Raw genomic sequence first — 25868 nt, 5'->3', positions numbered from 1 at the left:
GCCGGCGTTCGGCCGTCCGGGGGACGGCGGGTGCGGAAGGTGGCGGCGCTCCGACGGTCTGTGGTGATCTTGTGCGTGTCACTCCCCCGGTAGCTGTGCGGCGGGCCGAGGCACGGCCGATGCGGGTGTCGGAGGGATCGTCGACCGAACAGGCGGGAGCGGGAGCGATGTCTCAGGGAACCACCGTGGCGATCACCGATGCGGCCAAGCGGCGGATCTTCGCCATGCTGGACGTGGACGGTGACGGCGTCATCACGCGGGCGGAGTACCTCGCGCGGGTGGATCGCGCGGCTGCGGCGATGGGCCGAGAACCCGACCACCTCGTGGTCGATGCCGCACGCACCGCTCACGAGGAGGTCTGGGCGGACATGGACGCCGACCACGACGGCCGGGTGACGTTCGAGGAGTACCGCACCTGGGCCGGACACGACGCGTTCGAGCGCTCCTGTCGTCCCGCTCTGGGCTCGCTCTTCGATGTCGCCGACCTCGACGGCGACGGCCGCCTCTCCCGTGCGGAGTTCACCCGGCTGCGGGTCGCCTCGCGGAACACGGCCTCGGACGCCGACCGGGCGTTCGACGACCTGGACACCGACCGCGACGGACTCGTCGGACGCGATGCCTACCTCGCCGGGATCCACGACTACGTCACCACCGGCGTCTCCCCGATGGGCGCCGTCTACGGATCCCCGAACGGTTCGTGACCGACGGCGCCGGAGGCGGTCACCGGGCGGTCAGGCCGACACCTCGCTCGGGAGGCCGCGGGTGGTGACGACCCGGGCGCTGCCGTCGGCCAGCCGGTAGGACAGCCCCACCACGGCGGCGCGCCCTGCCGTGACCTGGTCGGCGAGGACGCGGGAGCGGTCCAGAAGAAGGTCGACGGTGTGCCGTATGTGCTCGGCGATGATGTCGTCCTCGTCGGTGAGTCCCGCCGCGCGGGCGGCCAGCACGCTGGGGGTGACCCGCTCGATGACGTCGCGTACGTACCCGGTGGCGCTGACGCCGTCGGTCAGGGCGGCGCGGGTCGCGGCGACCGCACCGCACTGGTCGTGGCCCAGTACGACGACCAGCGGGCTCTCCAGCACGCTCACCGCGTACTCGATGCTGCCCAGCACCTCCGGACCCGCGACGTGGCCCGCGGTGCGGACGACGAACAGGTCACCCAGCCCGCGGTCGAAGATGATCTCGGCGGCCAGCCGCGAATCGGAGCAGCCGAAGAACACGGCGAAGGGGCTCTGAGCCGGTGCGGTCTCGGTGCGGCGGGCGGCGTCCTGGTTCGGGTGCTCGGGTGCGCCCGCGACGAAGCGCCGGTTGCCGGCCAGCAGCAGCTCGAAGGCCTCGGACGGGGTCGGTGGCAGCGAGGTACTCATGACCGCAGGCTACGACCCCGCCCGGACCTCCACACCGCGGGGTCCGGCGCAGGAGCGGCCTGCGGCGGCCTGCCTGCCTGCCTGCCTGCCTGCCGAGGGTCAGGACTCCAGCAGGTCGGGCACGACGCTGCGCAAGGTGGGGGCGCTGATGGCGCCGGCCCGCCTGAGGACCGGTGCCGGGCCGGTGAGGTCCACGATCGAGGAGGCGACGGCGGCCTCGGTGGGCCCGCCGTCCAGGTAGACGGCGACGGAGTCGCCCAGCATGCCCTGTGCGGCGTCGCAGTCCTGCGGCGAGGGGCGGCCGGTCAGGTTGGCGCTGGACACCGCCATCGGTCCGGTCTCGGCGAGCAGTTCGAGCGCCACGGGATGGGACGGCATCCGGACCGCGACCGTGCCGTTGGTCTCCCCGAGATCCCAGGACAGCGAGGGCAGGTGGCGGGCGACCAGGGTCAGCCCGCCCGGCCAGAACGCCTCCACCAGGGCCCACCCCTGCTTGGGGAAATCGGCGACCAGGTCGTGCAGGGCGTCCGGGGAGGCGACCAGCACCGGCGAGGGCATCGCGCGGTCCCGGCCCTTGGCACCCAGCAGCCTGTCCACCGCGTCCGGGTCGAAGGCGTCCGCGCCGATGCCGTAGACGGTGTCCGTCGGGAGCACCACCAGCTCGCCCCGGCGTACCGCCCGGGCGGCCGCGCTCAGTCCGCCGGTCCGGCCCGAAGCCGTGGAGCAGTCGAATCGAAGGGCCATGGCCGATCTCCATCCCACCGGGCTCTCGCCCGAACCTGGCTGGGTTACCCCGGCAGGGTACCGGAACGGGCGGCCCCGCCCGTGCACTTCGTACGGTCTTCCCTCCGGCGCGGGACGGTCCGGTCGCGGGCTCGCGCCCTCAGGCGGGCAGGGTCATCAGGAGCACGGGGGTGGTGGTGGGCTGCGGGGATCCTCCGGCGGGTTCGAGGGTGAGGCCGAGCGCGTCGGCGTCGGCGGTGTTCCCGTCGATCAGGACGGTGCCGTCCTGGTGGATGAATCCGGCGGGGCTCATGGTGCCGTCGTGGGCGAGCCACAGCTGGTAGGTCTTCCCCGGGGCCGGGGCGGGCAGGCCGGTGGCGGTGAAGACGGCCTTGTCCTGCCGGTCGGAGGCGACCACGGTGGTGAGGGCCCCGTTGTCGGCCCGGCCGTGGACGGTGCGGGCGTCCGGCGCGGCCAGGACGCCGCCGACGGCGCCCAGGCGCTGCTCGACCTGCCGGGCCCGCTGTTCGAGCTGCCGGTTCTCCTGGTTCTGCCAGGCGGCCAGGCCGGCGAACGACGCGGCCGCCACCAGGCTCGCCGCCAAGGCCACGGGGAGCGCCTTGCGGCGCAGCACGCCGCGTACGGCCACGGGGGACGTCGCGGGGAGGTGGGGCGGGAGCTGTCGTACGTGGTCGGCCGCCGTCATGGTCCGCTGCTTCATCGCGGCGGGCGGGGCCTGGGCCGCGGAGGCCGCGAGGCGCGCGGCGGTGGCCAGGAAGTCGGCCACGTCCTCCCGGCAGCCGTCGCACCCGGTCAGGTGGGCGTCGAACTCCGTGCGCTCGGCGGGATCCAAGGCATCCAGCGCGTACGGAGCGGCCAGGATGTGAAGATCGGCTGCGTGGTGGTTCACGGGGTCACCCCCATGCAGTCGCGGAGCCGGATCAGCCCGTCGCGCATGCGCGTCTTGACGGTCGGAAGCGGCGTGCGAAGCGTCTCGGCGACCTCGCGGTAGGTCAGGCCCTGGTAGTAGGCCAGGGTCACGGCTTGGCGCTGGAGTTCGGTCAGGCCGCGCAGGCAGCGCCGGACCTGCTCGCTGTCCAGGCGGATCTCGACCTGCTCGGCGACCTCGTCGTACGCCGTGCGGTGCTCGCGGGCGGCCTGCGCGTGCTCACGGTCCGCGGCGGCCTGCGCCGAGCGGACGCGGTCGACCGCCCTCCGGTGGGCGATGGTCGCCGCCCACGTACTCACACCGCCCGCTTCGGGCCGGTAGCGGGCGGCCTGCCGCCACAGGTCGATCATGACCTCCTGGGCGACCTCCTCCGACTGGGCACGGTCGCGTACGACCCTCACCACGATCCCGAAGACCATGGGTGCGAGAGCGTCGTACAGGGTCGAGAAGGCGTCCTTGTCCCGCGCGCGACCTGCTGCATGACCTGGGCGAGGTCGGCGGGGGGACCGGTGTGCCGGGCGGAACCGAACGGAAGGGGCTGGTTCACCGGGCGGGCTCCCGGCGGCGGGGTGTCCGTGACATGGCAGTCCTTCGTCCGTAGGAAGTGGCCGTGCAGGTGCCTCTGACCCGTACTTCGTAGCGGAAGGAGCTGCGGATGGGCCGGCAGGCGGTCAGCGGCGCGGACCCCGCTTCCCCCGATCGAGGGAACCGCACCGCTGTGGCCGAGCCGAGGGGACAGGGGGCCCGGGGGGCGGGACCGCTGCACACGGTGGCGGGCGGCGACTGTCACCCGTTCGGGTGGCGGACCCATCCGCCGGGCGGGTCAGGCCGAATGCCGGGTGTGAGCAGCTTCCGCACCACCCTCCTCCGCACCTCCCGTGGGGCACCGGCCGGGCTTCTGGCCGGGTTCACGGCGCTCGCCGTGGCCGAACTGGCCGCGGCCCTGGTGCGGCCGGCCGCCGGGCCGGTGACGGTGGTCGGCGGTGCGGTCATCGACCGGACCCCTGCCGCGCTGAAGGATTTCGCGATCCGCACGTTCGGGGAGAACGACAAGATCGTCCTCCAGCTCGGCATCCTGCTCGTGCTGTCCCTGTTCGCTGTCTCCCTGGGAGTCGTGTCACTGCGGTACCGGCGCGCGGGGGCGGCCGGGGTGCTGGTGTTCGGGGTCGTCGGCGTGGCCGCGGCCCTGAGCAGGCCCGATTCCGAGGGTGCCGGTGACGCCCTCCCTTCCCTCCTCGGCGCCCTCGCGGGCGCGGCCGTGCTGTACGTCCTGGCCGGCAAAGCCGCCCCCGTCGGCTCCGCTTCGGGTGATGAGGGCACCGGGGGCGGCTGGAGCCGACGGGGGTTCCTCACCGCGGCGACCCTGACCGCCGCGGCCGCCGCCGGAGCCGGGGTGGCCGGTCGCGCCCTGTCCGGACGGCGCGGCCAGGGCGCCGTGGCCTCCCGCAACGGCCTCGCCCTGCCCGCCCCCGCTTCACCGGCACCCGCGGTTCCGGCCGGCGCGCAGCTGGAGGTTCCGCAGATCAGTGCCTTCACCACGCCCGGGCGGGACTTCTACCGGGTCGATACCGCCCTCGTCGTCCCCAAGGTCGACGCCGGTACCTGGCGGCTGCGGATCCTGGGCAAAGGCGTCACCCGGCCTCGCAGCTACACCCTCGACCAGCTGCTGGCCCGCCCGCTGATCGAACGCGACATCACCCTCACGTGCGTGTCCAACGAGGTCGGCGGGCCGTACGTCGGCACCGCCCGCTGGCTCGGTGTCCCGCTGGCCGGCCTGTTGGCCGAATGCGGTGTCCGGCCGCCGTCCAAGGGCGGCACGGCCGACCAGTTGGTGGCCCGTTCCGTGGACGGCATGACCCTGGGGTCCCCGGTCGAGGACGTCATGGACGGGCGCGACGCGATGCTCGCGGTCGGCATGAACGGCGGGCCGCTGCCCTTCGAGCACGGCTTTCCCGTTCGGATGGTCGTACCGGGGCTGTACGGCTACGTGTCCGCCTGCAAGTGGATCGCCGAGATCGAGCTCACCACCTTCGACGCGTACGACCCGTACTGGGTGAAGCGGAAGTGGGCCCGCCGGGCGCCGATCAAGACGCAGTCCCGGATCGACACCCCCAAGCCGTTCGCCCGTCCCGCCGCCGGCACCGTGATGGTCGCCGGCGTGGCCTGGGCGCAGCGCCGCGGCATCACCCGCGTGGAACTCCGTATCGACGAAGGGCCCTGGCAGGACGCGGACCTCGCCGCGCAGGACACCGCCGACACCTGGCGCCAGTGGTCCTACCGCTGGCAGGCCGCCCCCGGCGGACACACGATCACCGTCCGCGCCACCGACGGCACCGGGGCGGTACAGACCGAGCAGCGCGCCCGGACCGTCCCCGACGGCGCGAGCGGCCGGCACAGCGTCTTCGTCACGGTCTCTTGAGACCGACGGACCGGGCGTGCCCGCTGCGGCGGTCTCGTTGGCCGCGCGTTGGGGACGCGTTGGGGGGCGCGTGCACTCTTCCCACGTCGACCGAGGAGCTCCGGGCACCGCGCCCGGGCGTCGGCAGAGACCCGGTGCGGGTCTCACCACTGAGCACTCGACGAACACGGGACGGATCATGCGAAACAAGGGAAGCCGGATACTCACCCGGGCTCTGCCGGTCGCGGCCATGGCCCTCGCCACGCTGATGACCACGGGCAATCCCGCCTCGGCGGCCGGGCTGGACTGCAGCGGCTACGCCTGTGACGGCTGGGACCCGGGCCCGGTCAGCTGGGACTCCGGTCCGAGCACCGACTCGACGGCGACCGTCAGCGGTTACGCCACCGTTGCCCTGCGCTCCGGCAAGAAGGACGGCCGCTGGTACGGCTGGGCGAAGACGGCCACGCGGTACTACAAGTACGGTGTGTGGATCGACCGTTCCACGGACGGCGGCAAGACCTGGGACGGAATGCGCGGATACGAGCACCGTGACGGGGGCGATGTGTACACGCCCATGCAGTACTGGCCGGACGGCACCTGGCTGCGCGCCTGCGTGAACGTCGAGGGCATCGAGCTGAAGTGCACCGACTGGGTCAGCTGACGTACCCCCGGTTCTCCGGGCGGTGGCCCCGGGCACGCGCTCGGGGCCACACCCCCAGGACGCCCCCTACGGCAGCTCGGCCAGGCCCGCGCGGCTCCGCTCGATGTGCTGCGTCATACCGTGGCGCAGCCCCAGGTCCAGGCACTGCTCCCAGCAGGCCCGTGCGGCCTCCCACTCGCCGAACCGGTGGTGCGTCCGGGCCATGAAGGCCAGGCAGTCGGCCGTTCCGCCGAGGTCGTTCATCCGCTGCCGGATGGCCAGCGCCTCCGTCTGCGCCTCCAACGCCGCCTCACGGCGGCCGAGCTGCCGGTGGATGTCGCCGAGCTTGGTCAGGCTGGTGGCCAGGAAGACCCCGTGCCGCTGCTCGCGAAGTACCTCGATGACCTTTTGGTGGTACGCCGCCGCCAGGGCGTGTTCGCCGCACATCTCCTGGGCGTCCGCGATCCGGCTCAGGGCCAGCGCCTCGCTGGCGGCGTTGCCGACGTTCCGGTACAGCTCGTACGACCGCTCGGCGTGGGCGATCCCCCGCTCGGCGTCCCCGATCTGGACGTACAGGCCCGACAGGTTGCCCAGGATCGAGGCCTGCGCCAGTTCGTCGCCGGCGTCGGTGAAGAATCCGAGCGACGTGTTCAGGTGCTCCAGGCACTGCTCGTTGCGGTCCGCCATCCCGTGGGCGACGGCGATCCTGCGGTGGAGCCAGGCGCGCCCGAGCGTGTCGTCGTGCGCCAGAGCGATGTCCATGGCCTGTCGCAGGCAGGCGTCCCATTCGCCGGTCCACCAGTGCGTGGTCGCGTACCCGAACAGTCCGACGGCCAGGCGCCACGCGATGTCGGAGCGTCCGAGCACCCCGGCCCGGGTGATCGCCTCACGGATGGCCGGCAGTTCCCGCTTGGTCCACGCCAAGGCGTCCGCCTCCTCCGTGAACGCGGGCAACCCCGGGTCCCGGGGGCCGGCGAGCGGCGGCGGGGACTGCGTCTCGTGGCTGGCCACGGCGCAGGCCGCGGCCACGGCCCGTGCGTACCAGGTGAGCAGCCTCAGGATGGCGCTCTCCTGCTCCGCCCCGGTGACGTCCTCCGCTGCCCGCTGCGCCGCGTACTCGCCGAGGAGGTCGTGGAGCGCGTACGCGTCGGGCTCGGGGCTGTGTACGAGGTTGGCGTCGACCAGCAGTTCCAGTGCGGCGGCCGCGTCGTACTCCGTCGCGCCCAGCAGGGCGGCGGCCGACCGGGTGGTCACGGCATGGGGCTGCCACAGGCCCAGCAGCCGGAAGGCGCGGGCCGCCTCCCGCTCCAGGTCGTTGTCGCTCGCACGCATCGCCAGGTAGCTCATGTCGAAGGTGTGCCGTACGGCGACCGAGCCCATGGCGAGGGCCTGGAGGCGGCCTCGGTGCGGGGTGAGGCGCTCGGCCAGCAGCGCCAGCGGCCAGGACGGCCGGGAGGCGAGCCGGCCGCCGACGATCCGCAGGGCCAGCGGGAGACCGCCGCATGCGGTCAGGATGTCGGCCAGGGCGGCCGGCTCGTCCGTGATCCGGTCGGCTCCGCAGAGCCTGGACAGCAGGGTCAGCTGTTCGTCGGGGCCGAGCGGACCGAGGGGCACCATCGTGACGCCGGGCACGTCCGCGAGCAGGTGGCGGCTCGTGATCAGGGCCGCGCCGGGTCCGTCGGGCGGCAGGAGCGGGGCGACCTGGGTCGCGTCCCGCGCGTTGTCCAGGACCAGCAGGATGCGGCGGCCTTCGACCGCGGCCCGGAACAGGGTGGCCCGGTCGTCGGTGTCGTCGGGCAGTACGTCGGGGCGCACCCCGAGGTCGGCCAGGAACCGGGCGAGCAGGTCGTGGGCGCTGCGCGCGCCCCCGCTGCTGAACCCCCGTAAGTCCGCGTAGAGCACGCCGTCCGGGAACGCGTCACGCACCAGGCGCGCCACGTGGACGGCGAGGGCGGACTTGCCGATGCCGCCCATGCCCGAGATGACGACGGGCCGCAGGGGCGCCGCCGCGGTCCGGTGGCCCTCGCTGCCGCACGCGGCGCCGTCACCGTCGGCGTCGTCTTCGTCCGGGCGCGGCACCGGTCGGCGCAGCAGCTCCAGGAGCGCCGCCGTCTCGGCTTCCCGACCGGTGAATTCAGGTATGGATGGCGGGAGTTGATACGGATATGCGGCCGCCGCCGCACCCGACCGCCACGGTCGCGGTACCGCTACGGGTACGGGTACCGGCACCGGCACCGGCCCGTGCGATGGGCTGCGGGCGGGCGGAGCCCGGTCCGGCTCCGCCTCCGGGCCCTGCTCCTGCTCCGGGCCCCGGTCCTGGTCGAGCAGTTCCCGGTAGGCCTGGTGGACGGCGGCACCGGGTTCCGCACCGAGTTCGTCGACGAGCGACCGTCGCAGCGCGTGGAAGACCTCGAACGCGTCGGCCTGACGGCCGCTGCGGTGCAGGGCGAGCATGAGCTGGCGGTGGAGCGCCTCGCGCAGCGGGTGCTCGGCGGCCAGGGCGGCGAGTTCGGCGCAGATCTCGCGGTGCCGTCCGAGGTGGAGGTCGGCGTCGAAGGCCCACTCGTGGACCTGGAGGCGCGCTTCGTCGAGCTGGTGGACGCGGAGGGACGGGGCCCGGTACTCGGAGAACGGAGCCAGGTCGGCGAGGGGCTCGCCGCGCCACAGGCTCAGCGCCGCCTCGCTCTCCGCACGGACCTTGCGCCAGTCCCCCGCGCGGTGCGCGAGGCCTGCGGCGTGCGCCCGGCCCTCGAACACCTCGACGTCCAGTTCGCCTTCCCGGACGAGGAGCTGGTAGCCCGGCGCCACGGTGAGCAGTCGTTTGTCCCCGGTGGCGGAGAGGATCCTGCGCAGCCGGGTCGCATGGTTCGCGAAGGACGCCTCGACGCTGGACGGGAGCCGGTCGCCCCACATGGCCTCTTTGAGGGCGTCCTTGGGCACCACCCGGTTGGCCTGGAGCAACAGGGCTGCGAGCAGGACGCGAACCTTGAGTCCCGCGACCGGTGTCAGCCCCGTGCCGTCGTACACCACCAGCGGTCCGAGCAACCCGAACCTCAACATCGCGCCCCCCGAGCGTCAACGGTCGGCATCCGCCGTGTCGGCGGGACCGGCCAGGGCAGATCGTAAGCCGCTCGGGGTGCGCGAGATCCATGGATTTCGGTGGGTGCGGGCGGTCTCCCGCCCCGCCCGCACCCGTACCGCCGGCACGGCGGCCACGGTCCGTCCCCGCAGCTCCCTGCCAGGACGGAACGCCGGTCTAGTACGTGGTCGGCAGGTAGGTGTGGCAGTAGCCGTTGCCCGCGCCGCCGCCGCTGTAGTACGGGTCGCCCTCGAACATCAGCATGTCGCCGGTCATCGGGCCCACGATGCCGTCGGCCTGCAGGCTGCCGCCCGTGCCCTTCTGGACGTCGACGACGGCCTGACGGGTCTTCGGGCCCCAGGCGCCGTCCTCGGCGACCTTGTCGACGCCCCAGTAACGGCCTCGGTCGATCGCGTAGTTGATCATTCGCTGCACGCACCACACCGCGTGCGTGTTGTTCGTGTAGCCGTTCCCGATGTACGGGGCCGTGGTGGAAGCGCTCGCGCTGCCGCCGGTCATCACGCCGGTGAGCAGGGCGGCGGCCGCCGTGACGACGGCGATCCGGGAAGTGGACTTCTTGGACATGGGCGTCTCCTGAGGCAGGGGGCGGGACGAGGACCCGCCGGCGGCCGGCGGGCGCGGGGATGTACGGGCAGCGGTAGCCGTTGCGCGCCCCCGCCGCGGCACGTCGATTCGCTGCTCGCCGCGCATCGTGTCCGACGGTCGTAACGGGCCGCCAACACGGCTCTAACGGGCGCGCGGGACACCAGGAGCAGACCAGTACTCCGGGGGCGCGACCGTGGAACGGCCCGGCCGCCCCGCCCCGCGAAGGGGTGGGGCGGCCGGGCCGGTCCGGGCGCCTCGGGTCACAGGCCGTTGACCCGGGCCATCCTCTCCGCGACCAGCGGCGGGAAGTTCGTCGTGATGGCCCGGCCCGTCCTGCGGCCCACCCGGGAGTGCTGGAGCCGTACCTGCGCCATCAGCCGGCGGGTGCGCAGAGCCATCTCCAGCTCGAACCGGGTACGGGGGTCACGCAGTCCCGGCCCGAAGAGCTTCTCCAGCTGGCGCATGCGGTACCGCACGGTCTGGGGATGGACGCTCAGGGCCTTCGCGGCCTCGGGGGCTCCCCCGCCTTCGAACCAGGCGAGGAGGGTCACCTCCAGCCGCTCGCTCTGGCGTGGGGTCAGGCCGGCCAAGGGCCTCAGCCAATGGGCGGCCAACGCATGGGCCAGCGGCTGGTCCTGGAGGAGGAGCAGGTCGGAGAGGTGGTCGTCGACGAAGACCGGCCGGGTCTCGGCGCTCGGGCGGGCCGGGGTGAGGGCGAGCAGGCGCAGCGCCCAGCGCAGGGAGGACGCGGTCTCCGTCAGGGGGACCGCGTGGCCCACGGCCGCGAAGCGGCCGCGCAGCGGGAGTTCCAGCGCGGCACGGGTGTCCGGTTCCGGACTCGGGACCAGGAGGCAGGGCTGGCCCGCGAATACGCCGGCGAGGGAGTTCTCCAGTACGGTCGCCAGCTGCTGCGTCTCGCCGGGGGTGGCCAGTACGACGCCTCGCACGGCCGGTGGCAGCGGCCACCCGGTCGCCTCGGCCAGCTCGGTGAGGGACTGCTTCGAGGCGGCCCTGTCGTCGGTGAGCGCCTTGAACAGCTCCTCGCGGGCCCGGTCGGGCGGTGCGGCGGACGCGCACCGGTCCCGGTCCACGGCGGTGTCCGCGGCAGGGCCTGTGGTGGTGGCCGCGGCAGCGACGGTGGCGCTGCGGCGGTCGCGCTGCCCGGGCACGAGGCCGGCCCTGCGTATCACTTCCCCGGCGAACCGGGGGCTTGCCTCCTGTCTGCCGTCGTGTCTGTCATCGCTCGCCCGGTCGGGGCGGGGGCGGTCGCCGCTCGGGTTCCGGTCATCGGGCTGCCGGTAGCCGAGAACGCTGCACAGCGCGTTTTCCACCGAGTCCCTGAGCCATTCGTCATCGATCGTCTCGTGGTCTTCGACGAGGGCGGTGAAGGCCGGAGTCCCACGCAGGAGCTCCTTGGCTATCTCGTCGGCCAGCACGGGCAGCTCCCTGCGCAGGACGCGGACCCACTCGCCTCGGGGGCGGGACCAGATGCGGTTCAGGAGTTCGCACATCGTTTTCCTCGTTCATGCCGGGGTGAAGCCTGCCCCGCAGGAAGGCGGGGAGCCGCCCGCGGAGCATCTCTATCGTCAATCTCCTTGCCGCATACACGGGTTGGTGCCTGGGCGTCGCCTCGTGAGGCATCCGGTCGCTGCTGTCTCGCCTCAGCGGTGCCTCGTTGCTGTCGTGGGGACCCGGGGGTTGGCAGGCAGGGCGACGACGACCTGTCATGAACCCGTCGGAAGGAGATCTTCCGGATTGTTGGATGTGCCGAGACGTGTTGCGGGAAGTTATCACCTTTAGATAAATCCTGTGGAGATGCTGTGCGCTTCCCGCATGCTGCTCCCATCGCCACGACCCCATGCGGCCCCTCGGCCGGGTACGAGCCCGGAGTCAGGGACGGATGCCGTCGCAGGCGATCGGCAGGTGACGGGGGCCGCGGAGCACCGCGTTCCGGCGGTAGGGGGGCGGATCCTCCAGCAGCCGCGGGTTCTCCAGCCTGCGGGCCAGTTCACCGAGGGCCAACTGGGCCTCCAGGCGTGCCAGCGGGGCGCCGAAGCAGCTGTGGATGCCACTGCCGAGCCCGAGGTGCTGGATGTCCCCGCGGTCGGGGTCGAAGCGGTCCGGGTTCTCGAACCGCTTCGGGTCGCGGTTGCCGGAGGCCAGGATCAGCGAAACCGTGGCCCCCTTGGGAATGTTCACCCCGGCCACCTCGATGTCGTCGATCGTGCTGCGCCGCGGCAGGAGCTGCACGGGGGGTTCGTAGCGCAGCAGTTCCTCGACGATCGGTACGGACAGCTGTGGGTCCTCGCGCAGCCGCCGGAGGACCTCCGGGTGGCGCAGGAGCGTCAGCATGCCGTTCGTGATCAGGTTGACCGTGGTCTCGTGGCCCGCGATCAGCAGCAGCGCCGCGGTGCTGATCGCCTCCAGCGCGCTCATGGACCCGTCCGGATCGTCGGTGGCTGCCGCCAGCTGGGACAGCATGTCCTCGCCCGGCTCCTTGCGGCGCTCCCCGATCAGCCCGGCCAGGTACATGCCGAGCTCCATCTGCGCGTCGGCGGCGGCCTTCGGCCTCTCGGTCGGGTCGGCGTCCGGATCGGGGTCCAGGCCGGCGGCGATGGTGTCGGCCCAGCCGTGGAAACGGAGCTCGTCCTCCGGGGGCACGCCCAGCAGCCGGCAGATCACGGTCACCGGGAAGGGGTAGGAGAACTGGTCGACCAGGTCGATGCGTTCCGGGGAACCCGCGTCGACGATGCCTTCGATGAGACCGGAGACGATGCCGCCGAGCTCGCCGCGCATGTCGTGGACCTTGCGCGGCGAGTGCGGCGGCCCGAACGGCCGGTTCGTGATGGCGCGCAGACGGTCGTGGTCCGGCGGGTCGAGCTTGAGGAACACCGGGGGCAGCGCCGAGTCGCCGCCGTCCTCCTGCGCCAGCGGATCGCTCGACGGCTGCGTCAGGTTGCGGGGGTCGGAGCTGATGCGCGGATCGTGCAGCAGGCTCCGGATCTCGTAGTAGGTGCTGACGACGTACGGGCCGTCCTCGTCGTGGAACACCGGCGTCCTGCGCAGCTCCTCGTACAGCGGGTACGGGTCGGCGCGGTGGGAGTAGTCGAGGATCTGCCGGAGCATGGCTCGGCTCATGGTGCGTCCTTGTGCGGCTCGCGGGACCGGCGGATCGGGGCCCCTCCGTCGTCGTTCCGACACCGGTCTCCGGCCGACTCCGGTTCCCCGGCTTTCCCAGCATGCACGGAGGCCCTGGGGACCGCCTGCCGGGCGGCGAAACCACAGGTCACAGCCCCGGCGCACGGGCCGTCGGCCGCACGTCGACGTTCGGGGGCGCGGCACCGGGTCCGCCCGGCCCTCGACAGCCTGTCGGCCGCTGCCGCATCATCGTTATTGCACTGACAGTGCAAGTATTTTCGGAGGGCTCCGCTCCCGCCGCGCCCTCACAGGTCAGCGAACGAAAGGCCTCCGTATGCGCACGTTCCTCCGTGTCCTGGCCGTCCTGGTGGCGGCCGCCGTATTACCGCCCCTCACCGCCGCCGCCCCGGCCGCAGCGGTGACCCTGCCCGCCCTGTCCATACCCGGGGATCCGCGCGGAGCCGGCCTGACCCGGTTCACCGGTCAGGCCGTCGCACCGCGACCGGTCGCCGTCCCCCCGGTCCCGCAGCACCCGTTCATGGCCGCCAACGGCTCCAGCAACGTGCACGGCGACGCCTATCAGAGCGACACGTACGAAGGCCCCGGCCCCACCGGCCGCGAACTCGCCGTACGCAGCAGGCTGCAGGGCGGGCTCTGCGGTTCGGTCACCTTCGACTCCAGGGGCCGGATCGTCACCGTCTGCATGACCCCGGGGCACTCTCCCCGGCTGATGCTGCTCGACCCGAACGACCTCGCGGCCGTTTCCTCCCTCACCCTGCCCGGGAAGGCGGGCAGCAGCCTCACGGAAGTCTCCGGAGGCGGCTACTTCTACCTCGATCAGCTCGACCGGGCCGTCGTCCCCACGAAGGACGGCACCCTTCAGGTGGTGGCCGTCCGGCGCGACGCGCTCGTGCCGCAGGCGCGCTACGACCTCAGGCCGGTGATCGGCAGCAGCGGCATCGTGTCCGTCCTCCCCGACTGGTCGGGGAGGATGTGGTTCGTGACCGGCAGCGGTGTGGTCGGCGTCCTCGATCCGGCCACCGGCGCGGTCTCCACCCACGTACTGCACGGCGAGACGATCGCCAACAGCATCGCGGTCGACGAGTCCGGCGGCGTCTTCGTCGTCAGCGACCACGCCCTCTACCGCTTCGACTTCGACGCGCCCGCCGGCGGCCGGCCCGTCGTCACCTGGCGGGCCGCGTACGACAGGGGTTCGCGGCACAAGCCCGGCCAGCTCGGCCAGGGCAGCGGCACCACTCCCACGCTCATCGGCCCGGCATCCGGCCCGGGCGGAGGGTACGTCGCCATCACCGACAACGCCGACCCCCGGATGAAGGTGCTCGTGATGGAGCGCGGGAAGGCCGGGCCCGAGAAGGTCTGCGAACAGCCGGTCTTCGCCCCGGGAAGGGGTGCCGACGAGAACAGCCTCGTCGCCGTGGGCGGTGACCTCGTCGTGGAGAACAACTACGGCTACGTCGTCGAGGACCACGCCCTCCTGAAGGGAATGGCCGGCGGGCGTCAGGTCGACACCGAGCCCGGCCTGGCCCGGGTCCACGTCGACTACACGACCCGCACCTGCTCCCTGGCCTGGTCCGACAGCGTCGAACGGGTTCCCAGCGTCGTCAGCAAGGTCTCCCTCGCCACGGGCCTCCTGTACACCTTCACGCACCCGAGCGCCGACGAACTGCGGTCTGCCCACCGGACGGGCACGGCCGCGATGCCCGACGCCTGGTACCTCACGGCGCTGGACGTACGGACCGGCGAGCGGGTGTGGAGCCGGCTGGTCGGCTCCGGCCCCTTGTTCAACGACCACTACGCGCCGGTGACCCTGGGCAGGGACGGATCGGCCTACGTCGGCGTGGTCGGGGGCCTCGTCAGGATCACGGACTCCTGACCAGTGCGGACGGACGGCCCGACCCGGCGCCCGACCCGCCGTCCGGCTCTCAGGCTGGGCCCGGACGTGTGACAGACCACGGCCACGCTGCGGTACCGGGCATGAACCGCGCCCCGGACGGTTACCCCTTCCCCGGGTCCCAGCCTCCTCGGCGTAGGAGCGCAGCAGAGTCTGACGGCATCGCGTCAAGCCGCGTACCGCACCACGGACGGCTCCACGAACGGCTTCACGAAAGGTACGACGATGAGACGGCGCAGCACGCGTCACCGGGGATTGAGTTCCCTTGTCACCCTTGCCCTGACCGGCGCGGCGACGGCAACCGCCGTGGTCCCCGCCCACGCGGTCACAGTGCCGTGCGACACCGCGGCCTTGATCACCGCGATCAACGACGCCAACGCGAACATCGATACGGTCCTCGACCTGGAGCCGTACTGCCTCTACGAGGTCTCGGTTGCCAACGTGACCGACACCGGGCTTCCGCCCATCACCAACAACACCGCCGGCGTGACCATCAACGGTCGCAACGCGACCATCAAGCGTGTCGGCACCGCGTCCTTCCGCCTGTTCGAGGTCGGCACCTCCTCGGCCGTCCCGGGCAAGCTGACACTCAACGACCTGACCGTCATGAATGGGCAGCCCTCCAACTCCATCGGCGGCGGCAACGTGCTGGTCCGGGAGAACAGCACGTTCACGGGAACCAACGTCTCCTTCCAGGGAGCGACGGCGAACCTCGGCGCCGGCATCAGGTTCCGGCCCAGCACCACGGGATCCCTGACCAACAGCCGCATCTCGGACAACCAGACCACCGGCGGGGCGAGCGCCGGAGGCGGGCTGCAGTCCGACGGGCAGCTCACCCTCACGAACACCCACATCACGAGCAACCGTGCGCGTATCGGCGGCGGTATCGGCCACACCGTCGGCACGCTCACCATCAACGGCGGCAGCATCAAGCACAACACCGCCTTCGACCTCGGCGGCGGCATCTCCTCCGACGGAAACGGCACCCTGAACATGACAGGGACCACCGTCACCGACAACCGCCTCACCACCGGCGGTCTCGGGTCGGGCTCCGGCGGCGGGGTGTACATCGGGTTCGGCGGCAACCGGACCTTCACCGACTCCGTCATCGAGGGGAACACGGTGACCGTCCAATCCGCGGACGACGGCGGAGGCGGCATCACCATGCACGGCGGAACGCTCACGCTGGACAACACCCAGGTGAAGGGGAACAAGCTCATCGGAGAGGCCGGTCACGGGGCTGGAATCAACGCGCTGGGAGGCACCTTGAACCTCTTGAACGCCTCGGACGTGACGGAGAACCTGGCCGCCGGCCGCTACTCGCTGGGCGGCGGGATCTACACGGCCACCCTCGCCACCACCCCGTCGGTGAACGTGAACGGCTCCGCCATCGACCGCAACAAGGTCTCCGGCACCGGTTCACGGGCCGGCGGCATCTACAACGCGTCCGGCACCTACAACCTGACCGACGCCTCGGTTCAGTTCAACGTCGCACCGGACGCCCCCGCGCCCGGCGGTATCTGGACGAACACCGCGATCACCTCGGTCACGACCACCACGATCGCCAACAACACCCCGACGAACTGCCTCTACAGCCCGGCAGCCGTAACGTCCTGCGTCGGCTGACCCCGCCCCGTCGACGCCCCTGCGGCCCCGCCCCGAGAGGGGGCGGGGCCGCAGGGCGCTTCGTACGTCCATCGTCGCGTCGCGCGAACGGGGATCGCACCGACGGCAGGGCAAGGCCGGCGAAGGGAGCCCCGGACCACGGGGAGCGCCTTCGCCGGCCGTGCCGGCTGTCAGCTGCCCGAACCGACGAACGTCACGTAGACGGAGCCGTTCGCACCGCTGTTGCCGTTGGAGATCACCGGGACGCTCGCGGCCGTGTCGGTGTTCGCCACCGCCCAGCTGCCGCCACCGCCGCCGCCACCACCGGTGATGGCTTCACCGCCGCCGCCACCACCACCGCCGCCACCCCAGCCGCCACCGCCACCGCCACCGCTGCCGTAGTTCGTGCTGTTGGTCCGCCACTCCCCCTCGCCGCCCTGCCCGGCATTGCCGAAGAAGAGGGAGGAGTTGTTCGTCCACGTCGCACCGGCGTTGGGACCGTTGCCGGTGTGGACCGGGCCGCCCAGACCGCCGATGCCGTCGATGCCACTGGTCCCGGCCTTGTGGTCCACCCCGGAGCCGCCGCGGCCGCCTGAACCGCCGTCACCGTTGCTGCCGCCGCTGCCGCCCGCACCGGTACGCGTCAGGGTGCCGGTGGTCGCCTTTCCGTCACTGCCCGCGACTCCGGCCGAGATGATCTGACCCGAGACCGCTGTGCCGCCGTCGCCGCCGGCGCCGCCGTCGCCATTGGCATTGCCCTGGCCACCACCGCCGCCGCCACCCGCATCGGCGAGCAGCGTGGTCGTGGTGCACGAGCCGTAGCCCTCGATGCACGGGTCCTGCGTGGTCAGGTCCACGCCGGAGACCAGGGTGGAGGCGCCGCCGCGACCGCCGGCGGACGTCGCGCCGAGCTGGCCGATGTAGTAGTACAGGGTCTGTCCGAACCCGGTCTGGAAGCTTGCGATCGACGTCACGGTCTGCGCCTTGCCACCGTAGCCGCCGTTACCGCCACGGTAGAGGCCGCCGCCGTTGCTGCCGTACCGTCCGGCACCGCCGAACGCCGTCACGACCATGGGCGTGGTCGTGGTCAGCGAGGTCTGCGTCGCGGTCTGCGCCGCCGCCAGCAGGGCGGTGGTGTCGTACGAGGAGAGGCCGTCCGGCAGTTGGCAGGACACCACGCCGGTCTGGATCTCGCCGCACGAGATGGCGGTCGTCGTCGCCGAGGCGGTCGGTGCGGAGAGCGCCAGGACGGAGACCAGGCATGCGCTGGTCCCCAGGGCCTTGACGACCCTTTCCGATCTGAGCATGAAATTCCCTTCAGGGGCGGGCGGATGGGCCCGGCGTGCGGTCACGGCGCGCATTGTGCGACGGCCGCCACGGTGGCGGAGGTCGTTGTGGAGGGGTTCAGGACGGTGACGGTCCAGGTGTTGGGAGTCGCTGCCCGCGACGTCAGCAGGACCTGCAGCGAGCCGCTCATGAGGTACCCGCCGCTCACGAGGGTGCTCCCTGCCGGACAGGTGGCGAACACGGTGGCCTCGTTGCCGGGGGCCACGGTGATCGGATCGCCGACGGTCTCGGTGGTCGACACGGGCCCGGCCGGACCGGTGGCACCGGGAGAACCGGACGGACCTGCAGGACCCGACGGGCCTGCGGGACCCGAAGGACCTGCGGGACCCGAAGGGCCGATGGCACCCGGAGAACCGCTCGGCCCCGGCGGACCGGAGGGACCCGCCGGACCCGAAGGACCCGGAGGACCGGTGGGCCCGGTGGGCCCGACCGGGCCGGGCGGGCCGGGAGGACCCGGACGCTTGTGCCCGTCGTGACCTTCGTGGGGCGGCGGACCGTCCTCGTGGTGGGGCGGTCCGCCGTGCGACGGGTCCGACAGAAGGGGACCGCAGTCCACCCAGGGCGGACAGAGCCTGTTCGGCGGTCCGGGGTCCGCCTGCGCCACGGCCGAGGAGCTCGCTGTCTGCACCGGGGCCGATTCCGCGGTGCCCGCGAACCCGGCCACGGCCGCGGTGAGCACGACGAAGGCCCCGCAGACGTGGGGGATCCGCCGACCGGGCAGCGACCCCGAACGGCCGCGCCGAGGGAGATCAGAGCGCATCAATGAGCTTCTGCTTTCTAGGGGAGGAGGAGAGCGGTCGCGGCATCGTTACCCTCCGCGGGGTTGTCCGCGTCCGCTCCGCTCCCTTTTGAGTGACTGTCATACGACGCCCGGCCTAAGGCGGTTCAGAACCGCTCCGTGGCGCGTGCACGTCGTGCGTGCACGCGCCACGGAACACCGGCGTACCGGGAACCGGTCATGCCGAGGTCAGTCCCCGGGGATCTTCTCCGGGGAGTCCTCCGGGGAGTCCTCCGGGGCGCTCTCGGGCGCCTCCTGCGGCGCGTCCTCGTGGGGCTTCGTGTCCGAGTCCCCGTGGGGGTCCTGGCCGGGGTCCCGGCCGGGCTTCCCGACCGGGCCGTGGCCGGGCTTGTGGTGCCCGTCGACCTCGGCCGCGACCACCCTGAAGGGGATCGACTGCCACAGCTGGGATCCGTGCCCGGCGAGCTCCAGGCGGTACTCGCCCCGGAGATGGTGGTGACGGCCGTGCCGCTCGGGGACCCTGACCGTGCCGGAGACCTCTCCCTCGCCGTTCGCCAGGAGGATCGCGAGGGTGACGATGCGCCGGCCGGCGTGCAGGTCGTCGTCTCCGTCGGCTCCTGCCACGGCCCGGGTCTCATCGGCCCGGCCTTCCGGGATCAGCCGTACGTACACCTCCTCGTTCGGCCAGTAGCGACTGGCGGACACGGTGAAGCTCTCGCCGTGTGCCACAGTGCTGCGGTCGACGGTGATGGTCGTGAAGGGGGCCGGGTTGACCGCGGCCGGCGGCGCTGCCGACGCCACGGCCGGGCCCGCGCTCAGTACGGCGGCTCCGGCCGCCAGCGCGACGAGCCATCGCGGGTTTCTGGGCATGGTGGGAAGGTCTCCTTCGGAAGCGGAGGGGCACCGGCCTGTTCTTCGAACACCGGCCCGCGATCCGTAGACACGTACGGATCGAACCAAACAGGCGCGCCACACGGCTCCCCGGGACGGTCGCGCTCCGCCACCCTTACGGTCGGCACCTGGAGGGAGAGGACGGGCTCGGCACCGTTCCGTCGCCCCCCGCGCGACCCGGCCCCGGGCGGGCGTCCACGCGCCGCCGGGGGAGTCGCTCCCGTTCTTTTGCGACAATGGCACCCAGCGAAGTGGGGAGGGGCGCCGTGAACCAGTCGGCCCGACGACCGCGGTCCGAAGACCGTGCCACCGGCGGTCGCGCCCCGGACGGTCGCGCCGAGCGCGGTCGCCAGTCCCGGGTGAAGATCGCCGAGGCCGTACTGTCCCTGCTCGACGACGGGGAATCCAGCTTCCCCGCGGAACGGGTCGCCGAGCGGGCGGGCGTGTCCCGACGCCTCGTGTTCCACCACTTCGCCGACATGTCCGAGCTGGTGGAGACGGCCATCACCCGCCGCCTGGAGCAGCTGATCGAGCAGATCAGGCCACTTCCGACGTCCGGTCCGCGCGACACCCGGGTGGCGGCCCTGACGGAACAGCGGGCCCGGATCCTGGAGTGGATCACCCCGGCCCAGCTGACCCTGCTGCGCCTGGAAGCCCCGGGGGGCCGTGTCGCCGAGGTCACCCGCGAGGTGCTGGACCTGGCCCGGGCGCGACTGGCCGAGATCTTCGCGGAGGAACTCGAACGCCTGCCCGCCGCACGCAGGGCCGAAGTGCTCTACGGACTGGACGCGGTGACGACCTGGGGCGCCTGGTACCACTGGCGCAGCAGCGGCCTGAGCGCCGAAGCGGCGGCCGGCACCATGAAGACGGCCGTGCACGCCCTGCTCGCCACCACCGACCGGCCCGGGACGGGCTCCTAGGTCTGCCACTCCGGGACATACCGGTCACTTTCGGCAACGCCCGACCACCGTTCGACACACAGCTGATCCCCGCCTCGCGGGCGGGGATCGGGCAGTCGACTGCCGGGCGGAGTGCCGGTCCGAACCGGATCGGCGGGCCGGTGGTGGTCACCGGGTCATTCGTCGGCCGCCAGCGTGAGGGTGCAGGTGGACCAGCCGGTGCAGTCCCGCTCCGACAGTTCCTGTTCCTGCTCCTGCGGAAGCAGTTCCAGGGCGTTGAGGTCGGCCGTCGTCCCGTTCATCGTTTTGCCTCTCTCCTCGAACCTCTCGGGTCACCTCGACCCGACAAATGGTCGATACCCCGACAAATCGATAGAACACCGGACTTGGGGATTTCTTTGCACTTCAAGTGCAAATACTTACGTTCGGCCCCGCCGGGCCGACAGGAAGGCACGACGGGGCGGGCATAGACTGGTGAGCTGCGCGCACGGACCGTGAACGTCCGAGGATCCAAGAGAGCGCTGACCTCCATGACCACGCATCCGCATCCCGCCCGGCCGCGCGACGAATCGGCCGACTCACTGCTGCTGCTCGATGTCGCACGTGCGGTGCTGAGCCGTTCCGGGGGGCAGCGGTGGACCTTGCAGCCGACGGACGCGTGGTGCTTCGCCCGGCCGCCGGATCCGGCCGGGCGGCGCGCCCACGGCTGGAAGCTCCACGTGTCGGCGACACCGCTGTCGGCCGCACTCGTCCTCGCCCGCTCGGCGGAGGTGCTCGTACACCGCACGGCCTCCTTCAAGTTCGCCGTCGATCTCGAACGGGTCGTACGCCTCGGGGACATCTGGCACGACCGGGGCACGGGCGGGAAGTTCATCACCGTGTACCCGGACGACGACGCCCACTTCGGCGTCCTGGCACGCGAGTTGGACGTCGCGACGGCCGGACTGAGCGGACCGCGGATCCTGTCGGACAGGCCGGTGCGGCCCGGCAGCCTCGTCTCCTTCCGGTACGGGCAGTTCGGCGGCGACATGATCCTGACCGACGACGGCGTCCTCGAACCGTGGATGACCGGCCCGGACGGCAGCAGGATCAAGGACGAGCGCACCGCGGGGTTCGTGTTCCCGCCATGGGCCGCCTACCCCTTCCCCGACGAACCCGGCGCCCCGACGACGACGGCACCGGTGCTGCTGGGAGGACGGTTCAAGGTGGTCCGGGCAGTCCGGCACGCGAACAAGGGCGGCGTCTACCGGGCGTTGGACGAGCGGACGGGCCTCGATGTCATCGTCAAGCACGCGCGGGCCCACGTCGGGGCCCGCCTGGACGGAACCGATGTGCGCGACCGGCTGCGGGGCGAGGCCCGGATGCTGGAGCGGCTCGCACCGCTGGGGATCTCACCCGGGAAGGTGGATCTGTTCGAAGAGCAGGGGGACTTGTTCCTCGTCGAGGAACTCGTGCCCGGACAGCCCCTGCACCTGTGGCAGTCGGCTCGTGCGCGGGACGGCGGACCGGGCGCGGACGAGGCCGTCGAGACGGTCACACGGCTGTTGACCCTGCTGCGGACCGTTCACGAGGCAGGGTTCGTGATCCGCGACTTCAAACCGCACAACATCATGGTCACCCCGGCCGGGGACCTACGGCTGATCGACACGGAGTACGTCATCGAACCGGGGCAGGAGCGCGCGCCCGCATATACGCGCGGATTCGCCGCACCCGAGGTCAGAGCCCTGGGCCTGCACGCGTCACCCGCGGAGGCCGGCCGGGTGGCCGGACCGGAGGCAGACCGCTTCAGCCTCGGGGTGGTCCTCTTCTCCGTCCTGACCGACCTCGATCCACGGTGGGCGGCCGGCTGGACCGACGACGGCCGGCCACAAGACGCGCAGCCGACACTCCCGCTGATCGCCCTCGCCCATCCCCCGCTGGCCCCGTTCGGCGAACTGATCGACGGCCTGACCCGGGCCGACCCCGGCGCCCGGTGGACCCTCCCGTACGCCCTGACCTGGCTGGCCGGGCCCAGCGGGCCCAGCGGAATGCGCGCCGGCGCACCCGAAACCGCGGCCGGGGCCGCGTCCCCGCGAGTCGCGCTCCCCCGGTACCGTCCCACGGCGATCGACCGGCTGCTCGACGACGGTCTCGCCCACCTGCAACGCACCATGACCCCTTGGCGCAGCACCCTCTGGCCGGCACCGGAATGGAATGTGCCGCGCAGCGATCCCTGCAACACCTGGAACGGCGCGGCCGGCGTACTCGCCACCCTCACCCACGCCGCGCAGGCCCTCGGTGACGCCACTGTGCGCACTACCGTGGCCGAGGCCGCCCGCTGGCTCGACGCGCGCCTGCTCGGCGTGGACCGGCTGCTGCCCGGCCTGTGCTTCGGCCGATCGGGCACCGCCTGGGCGCTCCATGACGCCGCCCGGCTCCTCGGTGACACGGCCATGGCCGGTCGGGCGATCACGCTCGCCGAGCGGCTCCCGACCCGCTGGCCGAGCCCCGACTTCACCCATGGCCTCTCCGGGGCGGGCACCGCACGGCTGCACCTGTGGCGGGCCACCGCCGACGACTCGCTCCTCGACGCGGCCTTCGCCTGCGCCGATGCCGTCCTGGGCGCCGCCGACCGGGCGGACGGCGACTGGACCTGGCCGACCTCCCACGACACGGACTCCGTGCTCGCGGGAGCGCACACGTACGGATTCGCCCACGGAACGGCGGGCGTCGGAACGTTCCTCCTGACCGCGGCCGCCGCCGCCGAGGCGCGTGGGCACGCCGGGGACGCGGGCCGGTTCACGGCCGCCGCCATCGGGGCCGGCGACACGCTCGTACGGGCCGCCCGCGTCCAGGACGGCCGGGCCGCGTGGCCTGCCGAAGTCGGAGGCAAACCGCAGCTCCGGCCGGCCACCCAGTGGTGCAACGGCCCGGCGGGCATCGGCACGTTCCTCGTCCGGCTGTGGTCGGCCACCGGCCAGCGGCGCTTCGCGGACCTCGCCGAACAGGCCGCGGCGGCCGCCGTCGGCGATCCGTGGCGTGCGATCGCGGGCGTGTGCTGCGGAAACGCGGGGACCGGCCACTTCCTCCTGGACATGGCCGACATCACGGGAGAGGCCCGCTACCGTGCGCAGGCCGAGGGGATCGCCGCGGTCATCGACGCCCAGCACTGCACGTCCGACGGGCTGCGCCTCGTCGCCGATGCCACGAGCGGCTCCGAGTACGGCAACGGGGCGGCGGGGATCCTCGACTTCCTCCTGCGACTGCGCCACGGCGGCGCGCGTCCGTGGACGGTGCCGTGGACGGCGTCGCGGGCGGCCGAGCCCTCGGCCGAGGGCCCGAACCCCTGACAGTACGCGCGTGTCGTGCGTATGCTGGGCGCGTTAATTGCACTTCGAGTGCAATCAATGCACGCCGAAGGCTGCCCTCCACGTGCGGGAGGGGCGCCGCGTTCAAGCCCACGGCCCGGCCGGCCGCGGGACCGCCCGTATCCAGGAGTGGAAGACGTGACGGACGACGCCCGGAACTCAGAAGACGCAAGCCCCTCCGAGCCGCGGCCCCTTACCGCCGCCCCTCGGCCCGACCCCCGCGGTGCGACGGGACGCACCCGCCGCAGCGTCCTGCGGGGCGGGGTACTGGCCGCGGCCGTGGCCGGTCTGGAACTGCTCGGACAGTCCTCGGTCATACCGTCGAGGAACATCGCGCTCGCGGCGACAGGCGGGGACGACGGGGCCGGCCCCGCACCCGTGCTGCCCGACATCCAGTTCGACATCGCGGACTTCATCGCACCGGTCACCGACGTCGACGGGGTCCAGGTGCAGTTCGGCCCCGTGCACACCCTGTTCGCGACCGCCCGCCTGCTGCGGCCGCCCACCCGCATCGACCAGGTCAAGCTGACCGGGGCACTGGCCGCCATCGAGCGCGCGTACCCCTTCAGCCCCTCCGGAGTGTTCACGTTCCTCGCGTACGGCCTTCCGTATTTCGGACGATTACCCGGCGGACTGCAGGGCCCTCTGGTGTCCGCGCACATGCCGCGCCTGCGCTCGGCAGCCAACCGGTACGTCCTGGAGGAAGCGGTGCCCGGCCCCACGGACGTGTCCCCCGCCAACCGCGGCATCACCAAGCGCCGGTTCCACGTACCCGTGTCGATCGAGGGCAACGACCTGCTGCTCACCCTGCGCAGCGACCACGCCGCCCACATCCAGGACGTGCTCCGGTGGCTCGGCGGGAGTCAGACCCTCGCCGGCCGGCCCCAGCCCTCACCGGCCCTCTCCGACCTCCTGTCCTTCACCTCCGCCCGGGCGATGTTCACCCAGATCGGCCTGCCCAGGAAGCTGGCGGACGACGCGGCCCTCCCCTACGCGTTCATGGTCAACCCGCGTTCGCCGATGTGGATGGGCTTCGCCGACCAGCAGACCGCCGGAACCGCCGCCGCCGACGGCGTCACCTTCCGGGGGAGCGGCCTGACCACGGCGAAGCCGGGTTCCTACTTCGACCACGGCGCCGTCCAGCACCTGTCGCACGTACTCCTGGACCTCCAGCAGTTCTACGACGTCGACGACGCCGGTGTGCCGGGAGACGACGCCTCGTTCACGGAACGCGTGCAGTACATGTTCCGTTCCACACCGCCGCCTGCACCGGGGAACGCCGACCAGATCACCGACGGTGGAGGTCCCGCGTTCCTGCCGAACACCTTCCAGGGCACCGACGACGCCCTGCTGAGCGCCCAGGGCCGGGGCACCCCGGACGGGGAGCACCGGATCGGCCACCTCTCCTGCCTGCAGCGGTCGTCGCGCACGGCCGACGGCAGGCCGCTGCACGTCCGCATGGACGGCCCCGGCTACAGCACCATGGACGTACCGGGCGGCTCCGCCCAGCCCAAGCTGGAGTTCACGGTGTTCGTCCCGAGCGCCGACTTCTTCGCCACGATGCGCACCCATCAGGCCTCGCTCGACCTGGCGGCGGCCCACGGTGTCCCCGAGGAGGAGAACGGGCTGGAACGGTTCCTGACGGCGACACGGCGCCAGAACTTCCTCACGCCGCCGCGCCGCCACCGGGCGCTCCCCCTCGTCGAATTCCTCTGAGGCGAGCCGGTCCGCTTCGTGCCGACGCCGGTACGAAGCGGACCGGACACCCCCTGGACGCCCCTTAGCGCGACTGAGGGCCGCCGGTACCGTGTGACAACCGGCCGTGCAGGGCGGGACCACCGACGGCCACCAGGGCGAACAGGAACCCGGCAGTGATCAGAGCCGGTTCGGAGAACCACAGGCCGGCGAGTTGGTCGACGAGCAGGGCCACGGCCACGAGGAACACCTTCGCCGCGACCAGGCCGAAGAACAGACCGCGGTCGACCGGGGTCCTCCCGGCGCGGACGAGGCGGCGGCCGACGAGGCGTCCGACCACGCTGACGCAGAGCACCACCACGAGGACGCGCAGTGCGTGCTCCCACGCGGGCATGTCCCCGCCGAAAGCCCACACGGCGCCCACGGCCGCGCCCGCGGCCGCGTAGGCGGGCGTGCGCGTGGACCGGGCCGACCGCGTACGCGCCCCGGTTCGGCTGGGCCGGGAACCCGCTCGGGCGCTGTAGACGGACATG

20 protein-coding genes and 1 pseudogene are annotated in these 25868 nt (G+C 72.5%); 8 read left to right on the top strand and 13 right to left on the bottom strand.

Annotated elements, in window-relative coordinates; all coding sequences use genetic code 11:
* Positions 1-167 precede the first annotated feature (167 nt).
* Positions 168-701, top strand: coding sequence for an EF-hand domain-containing protein (locus JYK04_RS36860; protein ID WP_229876742.1), 534 nt, complete (start codon positions 168-170; stop codon positions 699-701).
* 30 nt (positions 702-731) lie between these two features.
* On the opposite strand, the gene JYK04_RS36855 is transcribed toward JYK04_RS36860, so the two are convergent.
* The 4 genes and pseudogenes from JYK04_RS36855 to sigK form a co-directional block, all read right to left on the bottom strand.
* Positions 732-1367 carry a carbonic anhydrase gene (locus JYK04_RS36855; protein ID WP_272933157.1) on the bottom strand — a complete coding sequence of 212 codons (636 nt, stop codon included), beginning with the start codon at positions 1365-1367 and terminating at the stop codon, positions 732-734.
* Between the two features lie 99 nt (positions 1368-1466).
* Positions 1467-2111, bottom strand: a complete 645-nt coding sequence (locus JYK04_RS36850; protein WP_189745351.1) for an L-threonylcarbamoyladenylate synthase — start codon at positions 2109-2111, stop codon at positions 1467-1469.
* Between the two features lie 139 nt (positions 2112-2250).
* Positions 2251-3000 carry an anti-sigma factor gene (locus JYK04_RS36845; protein WP_189745353.1) on the bottom strand — a complete coding sequence of 250 codons (750 nt, stop codon included), beginning with the start codon at positions 2998-3000 and terminating at the stop codon, positions 2251-2253.
* A pseudogene (gene sigK / locus JYK04_RS36840) lies at positions 2997-3586 on the bottom strand (ECF RNA polymerase sigma factor SigK). Before sigK ends, JYK04_RS36845 begins: the two are co-directional and overlap by 4 nt.
* A gap of 285 nt (positions 3587-3871) precedes the next feature.
* On the opposite strand from sigK, the gene JYK04_RS36835 reads away from it, so the two are divergent.
* Entirely contained in the window at positions 3872-5458 is a 1587-nt protein-coding gene (locus JYK04_RS36835; protein WP_189745356.1) for a molybdopterin-dependent oxidoreductase, read from the top strand.
* Between the two features lie 178 nt (positions 5459-5636).
* The gene (locus tag JYK04_RS36830) at positions 5637-6098 is read left to right on the top strand and encodes a hypothetical protein (protein ID WP_189745358.1); all 462 of its coding nucleotides are present in this window, start codon (positions 5637-5639) and stop codon (positions 6096-6098) included.
* Between the two features lie 66 nt (positions 6099-6164).
* Here JYK04_RS36830 and JYK04_RS36825 read toward each other — a convergent pair whose 3' ends face one another.
* The 4 genes from JYK04_RS36825 to JYK04_RS36810 form a co-directional block, all read right to left on the bottom strand.
* Positions 6165-9137 carry an AfsR/SARP family transcriptional regulator gene (locus JYK04_RS36825; RefSeq protein WP_189745360.1) on the bottom strand — a complete coding sequence of 991 codons (2973 nt, stop codon included), beginning with the start codon at positions 9135-9137 and terminating at the stop codon, positions 6165-6167.
* Positions 9138-9333: 196 nt separating this feature from the next.
* Complete coding sequence (locus JYK04_RS36820; protein WP_189745362.1) at positions 9334-9741, bottom strand: peptidoglycan-binding domain-containing protein; 408 nt, start codon at positions 9739-9741, stop codon at positions 9334-9336.
* A gap of 281 nt (positions 9742-10022) precedes the next feature.
* Positions 10023-11273, bottom strand: a complete 1251-nt coding sequence (locus tag JYK04_RS36815; protein WP_189745364.1) for a PucR family transcriptional regulator — start codon at positions 11271-11273, stop codon at positions 10023-10025.
* Positions 11274-11652: 379 nt separating this feature from the next.
* Complete coding sequence (locus tag JYK04_RS36810; RefSeq protein ID WP_189745366.1) at positions 11653-12900, bottom strand: cytochrome P450; 1248 nt, start codon at positions 12898-12900, stop codon at positions 11653-11655.
* A gap of 334 nt (positions 12901-13234) precedes the next feature.
* Here JYK04_RS36810 and JYK04_RS36805 point away from each other — a divergent pair, with 334 nt between their 5' ends.
* Positions 13235-14794 (top strand): NHL repeat-containing protein, encoded by a 1560-nt coding sequence (locus JYK04_RS36805; RefSeq protein ID WP_189745368.1) that lies wholly within the window; start codon positions 13235-13237, stop codon positions 14792-14794.
* 369 nt (positions 14795-15163) lie between these two features.
* Positions 15164-16438, top strand: a complete 1275-nt coding sequence (locus JYK04_RS36800; protein ID WP_189745370.1) for a hypothetical protein — start codon at positions 15164-15166, stop codon at positions 16436-16438.
* Positions 16439-16608: 170 nt separating this feature from the next.
* On the opposite strand, the gene JYK04_RS42040 is transcribed toward JYK04_RS36800, so the two are convergent.
* The 3 genes from JYK04_RS42040 to JYK04_RS36785 all read right to left on the bottom strand — a co-directional run bounded on the left by JYK04_RS42040 (position 16609) and on the right by JYK04_RS36785 (position 19373).
* Complete coding sequence (locus tag JYK04_RS42040) at positions 16609-17724, bottom strand: hypothetical protein (protein WP_189745372.1); 1116 nt, start codon at positions 17722-17724, stop codon at positions 16609-16611.
* Between the two features lie 41 nt (positions 17725-17765).
* Complete coding sequence (locus tag JYK04_RS41645) at positions 17766-18005, bottom strand: hypothetical protein (RefSeq protein WP_229876743.1); 240 nt, start codon at positions 18003-18005, stop codon at positions 17766-17768.
* 726 nt (positions 18006-18731) lie between these two features.
* Positions 18732-19373, bottom strand: coding sequence for a hypothetical protein (locus tag JYK04_RS36785; protein WP_189745376.1), 642 nt, complete (start codon positions 19371-19373; stop codon positions 18732-18734).
* Between the two features lie 287 nt (positions 19374-19660).
* Here JYK04_RS36785 and JYK04_RS36780 point away from each other — a divergent pair, with 287 nt between their 5' ends.
* Positions 19661-20314: a TetR/AcrR family transcriptional regulator gene (locus JYK04_RS36780; RefSeq protein ID WP_189745378.1), complete on the top strand. Its 654-nt coding sequence runs from the start codon at positions 19661-19663 to the stop codon at positions 20312-20314.
* A 155-nt stretch (positions 20315-20469) separates the two neighbouring features.
* On the opposite strand, the gene JYK04_RS42035 is transcribed toward JYK04_RS36780, so the two are convergent.
* Complete coding sequence (locus JYK04_RS42035; protein WP_268254173.1) at positions 20470-20595, bottom strand: hypothetical protein; 126 nt, start codon at positions 20593-20595, stop codon at positions 20470-20472.
* A gap of 228 nt (positions 20596-20823) precedes the next feature.
* Between JYK04_RS42035 and lanL the strand changes: the two genes are divergently transcribed.
* The gene (gene lanL / locus JYK04_RS36775) at positions 20824-23622 is read left to right on the top strand and encodes a class IV lanthionine synthetase LanL (RefSeq protein WP_189745380.1); all 2799 of its coding nucleotides are present in this window, start codon (positions 20824-20826) and stop codon (positions 23620-23622) included.
* Positions 23623-23778: 156 nt separating this feature from the next.
* Positions 23779-25356 (top strand): DUF7405 family protein, encoded by a 1578-nt coding sequence (locus JYK04_RS36770; RefSeq protein WP_202185955.1) that lies wholly within the window; start codon positions 23779-23781, stop codon positions 25354-25356.
* Between the two features lie 64 nt (positions 25357-25420).
* Here the strand turns inward: JYK04_RS36770 and JYK04_RS36765 are convergent, their stop codons facing one another.
* The gene (locus JYK04_RS36765) at positions 25421-25867 is read right to left on the bottom strand and encodes a hypothetical protein (RefSeq protein WP_189745382.1); all 447 of its coding nucleotides are present in this window, start codon (positions 25865-25867) and stop codon (positions 25421-25423) included.
* Position 25868: the final 1 nt, after the last annotated feature.

This window comes from Streptomyces nojiriensis (genome assembly GCF_017639205.1).
Classification (GTDB): domain Bacteria; phylum Actinomycetota; class Actinomycetes; order Streptomycetales; family Streptomycetaceae; genus Streptomyces; species Streptomyces nojiriensis.
This window is presented reverse-complemented; position numbering and strand designations above follow the sequence as displayed.

Coding starts and splice junctions, on each gene's coding strand:
- JYK04_RS36820 (WP_189745362.1), bottom strand. CDS start 9,741: ATGTCCAAGAAGTCCACTTCCCGGATCGCCGTCGTCACGGCGGCCGCC.
- JYK04_RS36850 (WP_189745351.1), bottom strand. CDS start 2,111: ATGGCCCTTCGATTCGACTGCTCCACGGCTTCGGGCCGGACCGGCGGA.
- JYK04_RS36830 (WP_189745358.1), top strand. CDS start 5,637: ATGCGAAACAAGGGAAGCCGGATACTCACCCGGGCTCTGCCGGTCGCG.
- JYK04_RS36815 (WP_189745364.1), bottom strand. CDS start 11,273: ATGTGCGAACTCCTGAACCGCATCTGGTCCCGCCCCCGAGGCGAGTGG.
- JYK04_RS36855 (WP_272933157.1), bottom strand. CDS start 1,367: ATGAGTACCTCGCTGCCACCGACCCCGTCCGAGGCCTTCGAGCTGCTG.
- JYK04_RS36825 (WP_189745360.1), bottom strand. CDS start 9,137: ATGTTGAGGTTCGGGTTGCTCGGACCGCTGGTGGTGTACGACGGCACG.
- JYK04_RS36860 (WP_229876742.1), top strand. CDS start 168: ATGTCTCAGGGAACCACCGTGGCGATCACCGATGCGGCCAAGCGGCGG.
- JYK04_RS36835 (WP_189745356.1), top strand. CDS start 3,872: ATGCCGGGTGTGAGCAGCTTCCGCACCACCCTCCTCCGCACCTCCCGT.
- JYK04_RS36805 (WP_189745368.1), top strand. CDS start 13,235: ATGCGCACGTTCCTCCGTGTCCTGGCCGTCCTGGTGGCGGCCGCCGTA.
- JYK04_RS36765 (WP_189745382.1), bottom strand. CDS start 25,867: ATGTCCGTCTACAGCGCCCGAGCGGGTTCCCGGCCCAGCCGAACCGGG.
- lanL (WP_189745380.1), top strand. CDS start 20,824: ATGACCACGCATCCGCATCCCGCCCGGCCGCGCGACGAATCGGCCGAC.
- JYK04_RS42035 (WP_268254173.1), bottom strand. CDS start 20,595: ATGAACGGGACGACGGCCGACCTCAACGCCCTGGAACTGCTTCCGCAG.
- JYK04_RS42040 (WP_189745372.1), bottom strand. CDS start 17,724: ATGCTCAGATCGGAAAGGGTCGTCAAGGCCCTGGGGACCAGCGCATGC.
- JYK04_RS36810 (WP_189745366.1), bottom strand. CDS start 12,900: ATGAGCCGAGCCATGCTCCGGCAGATCCTCGACTACTCCCACCGCGCC.
- JYK04_RS36785 (WP_189745376.1), bottom strand. CDS start 19,373: ATGCCCAGAAACCCGCGATGGCTCGTCGCGCTGGCGGCCGGAGCCGCC.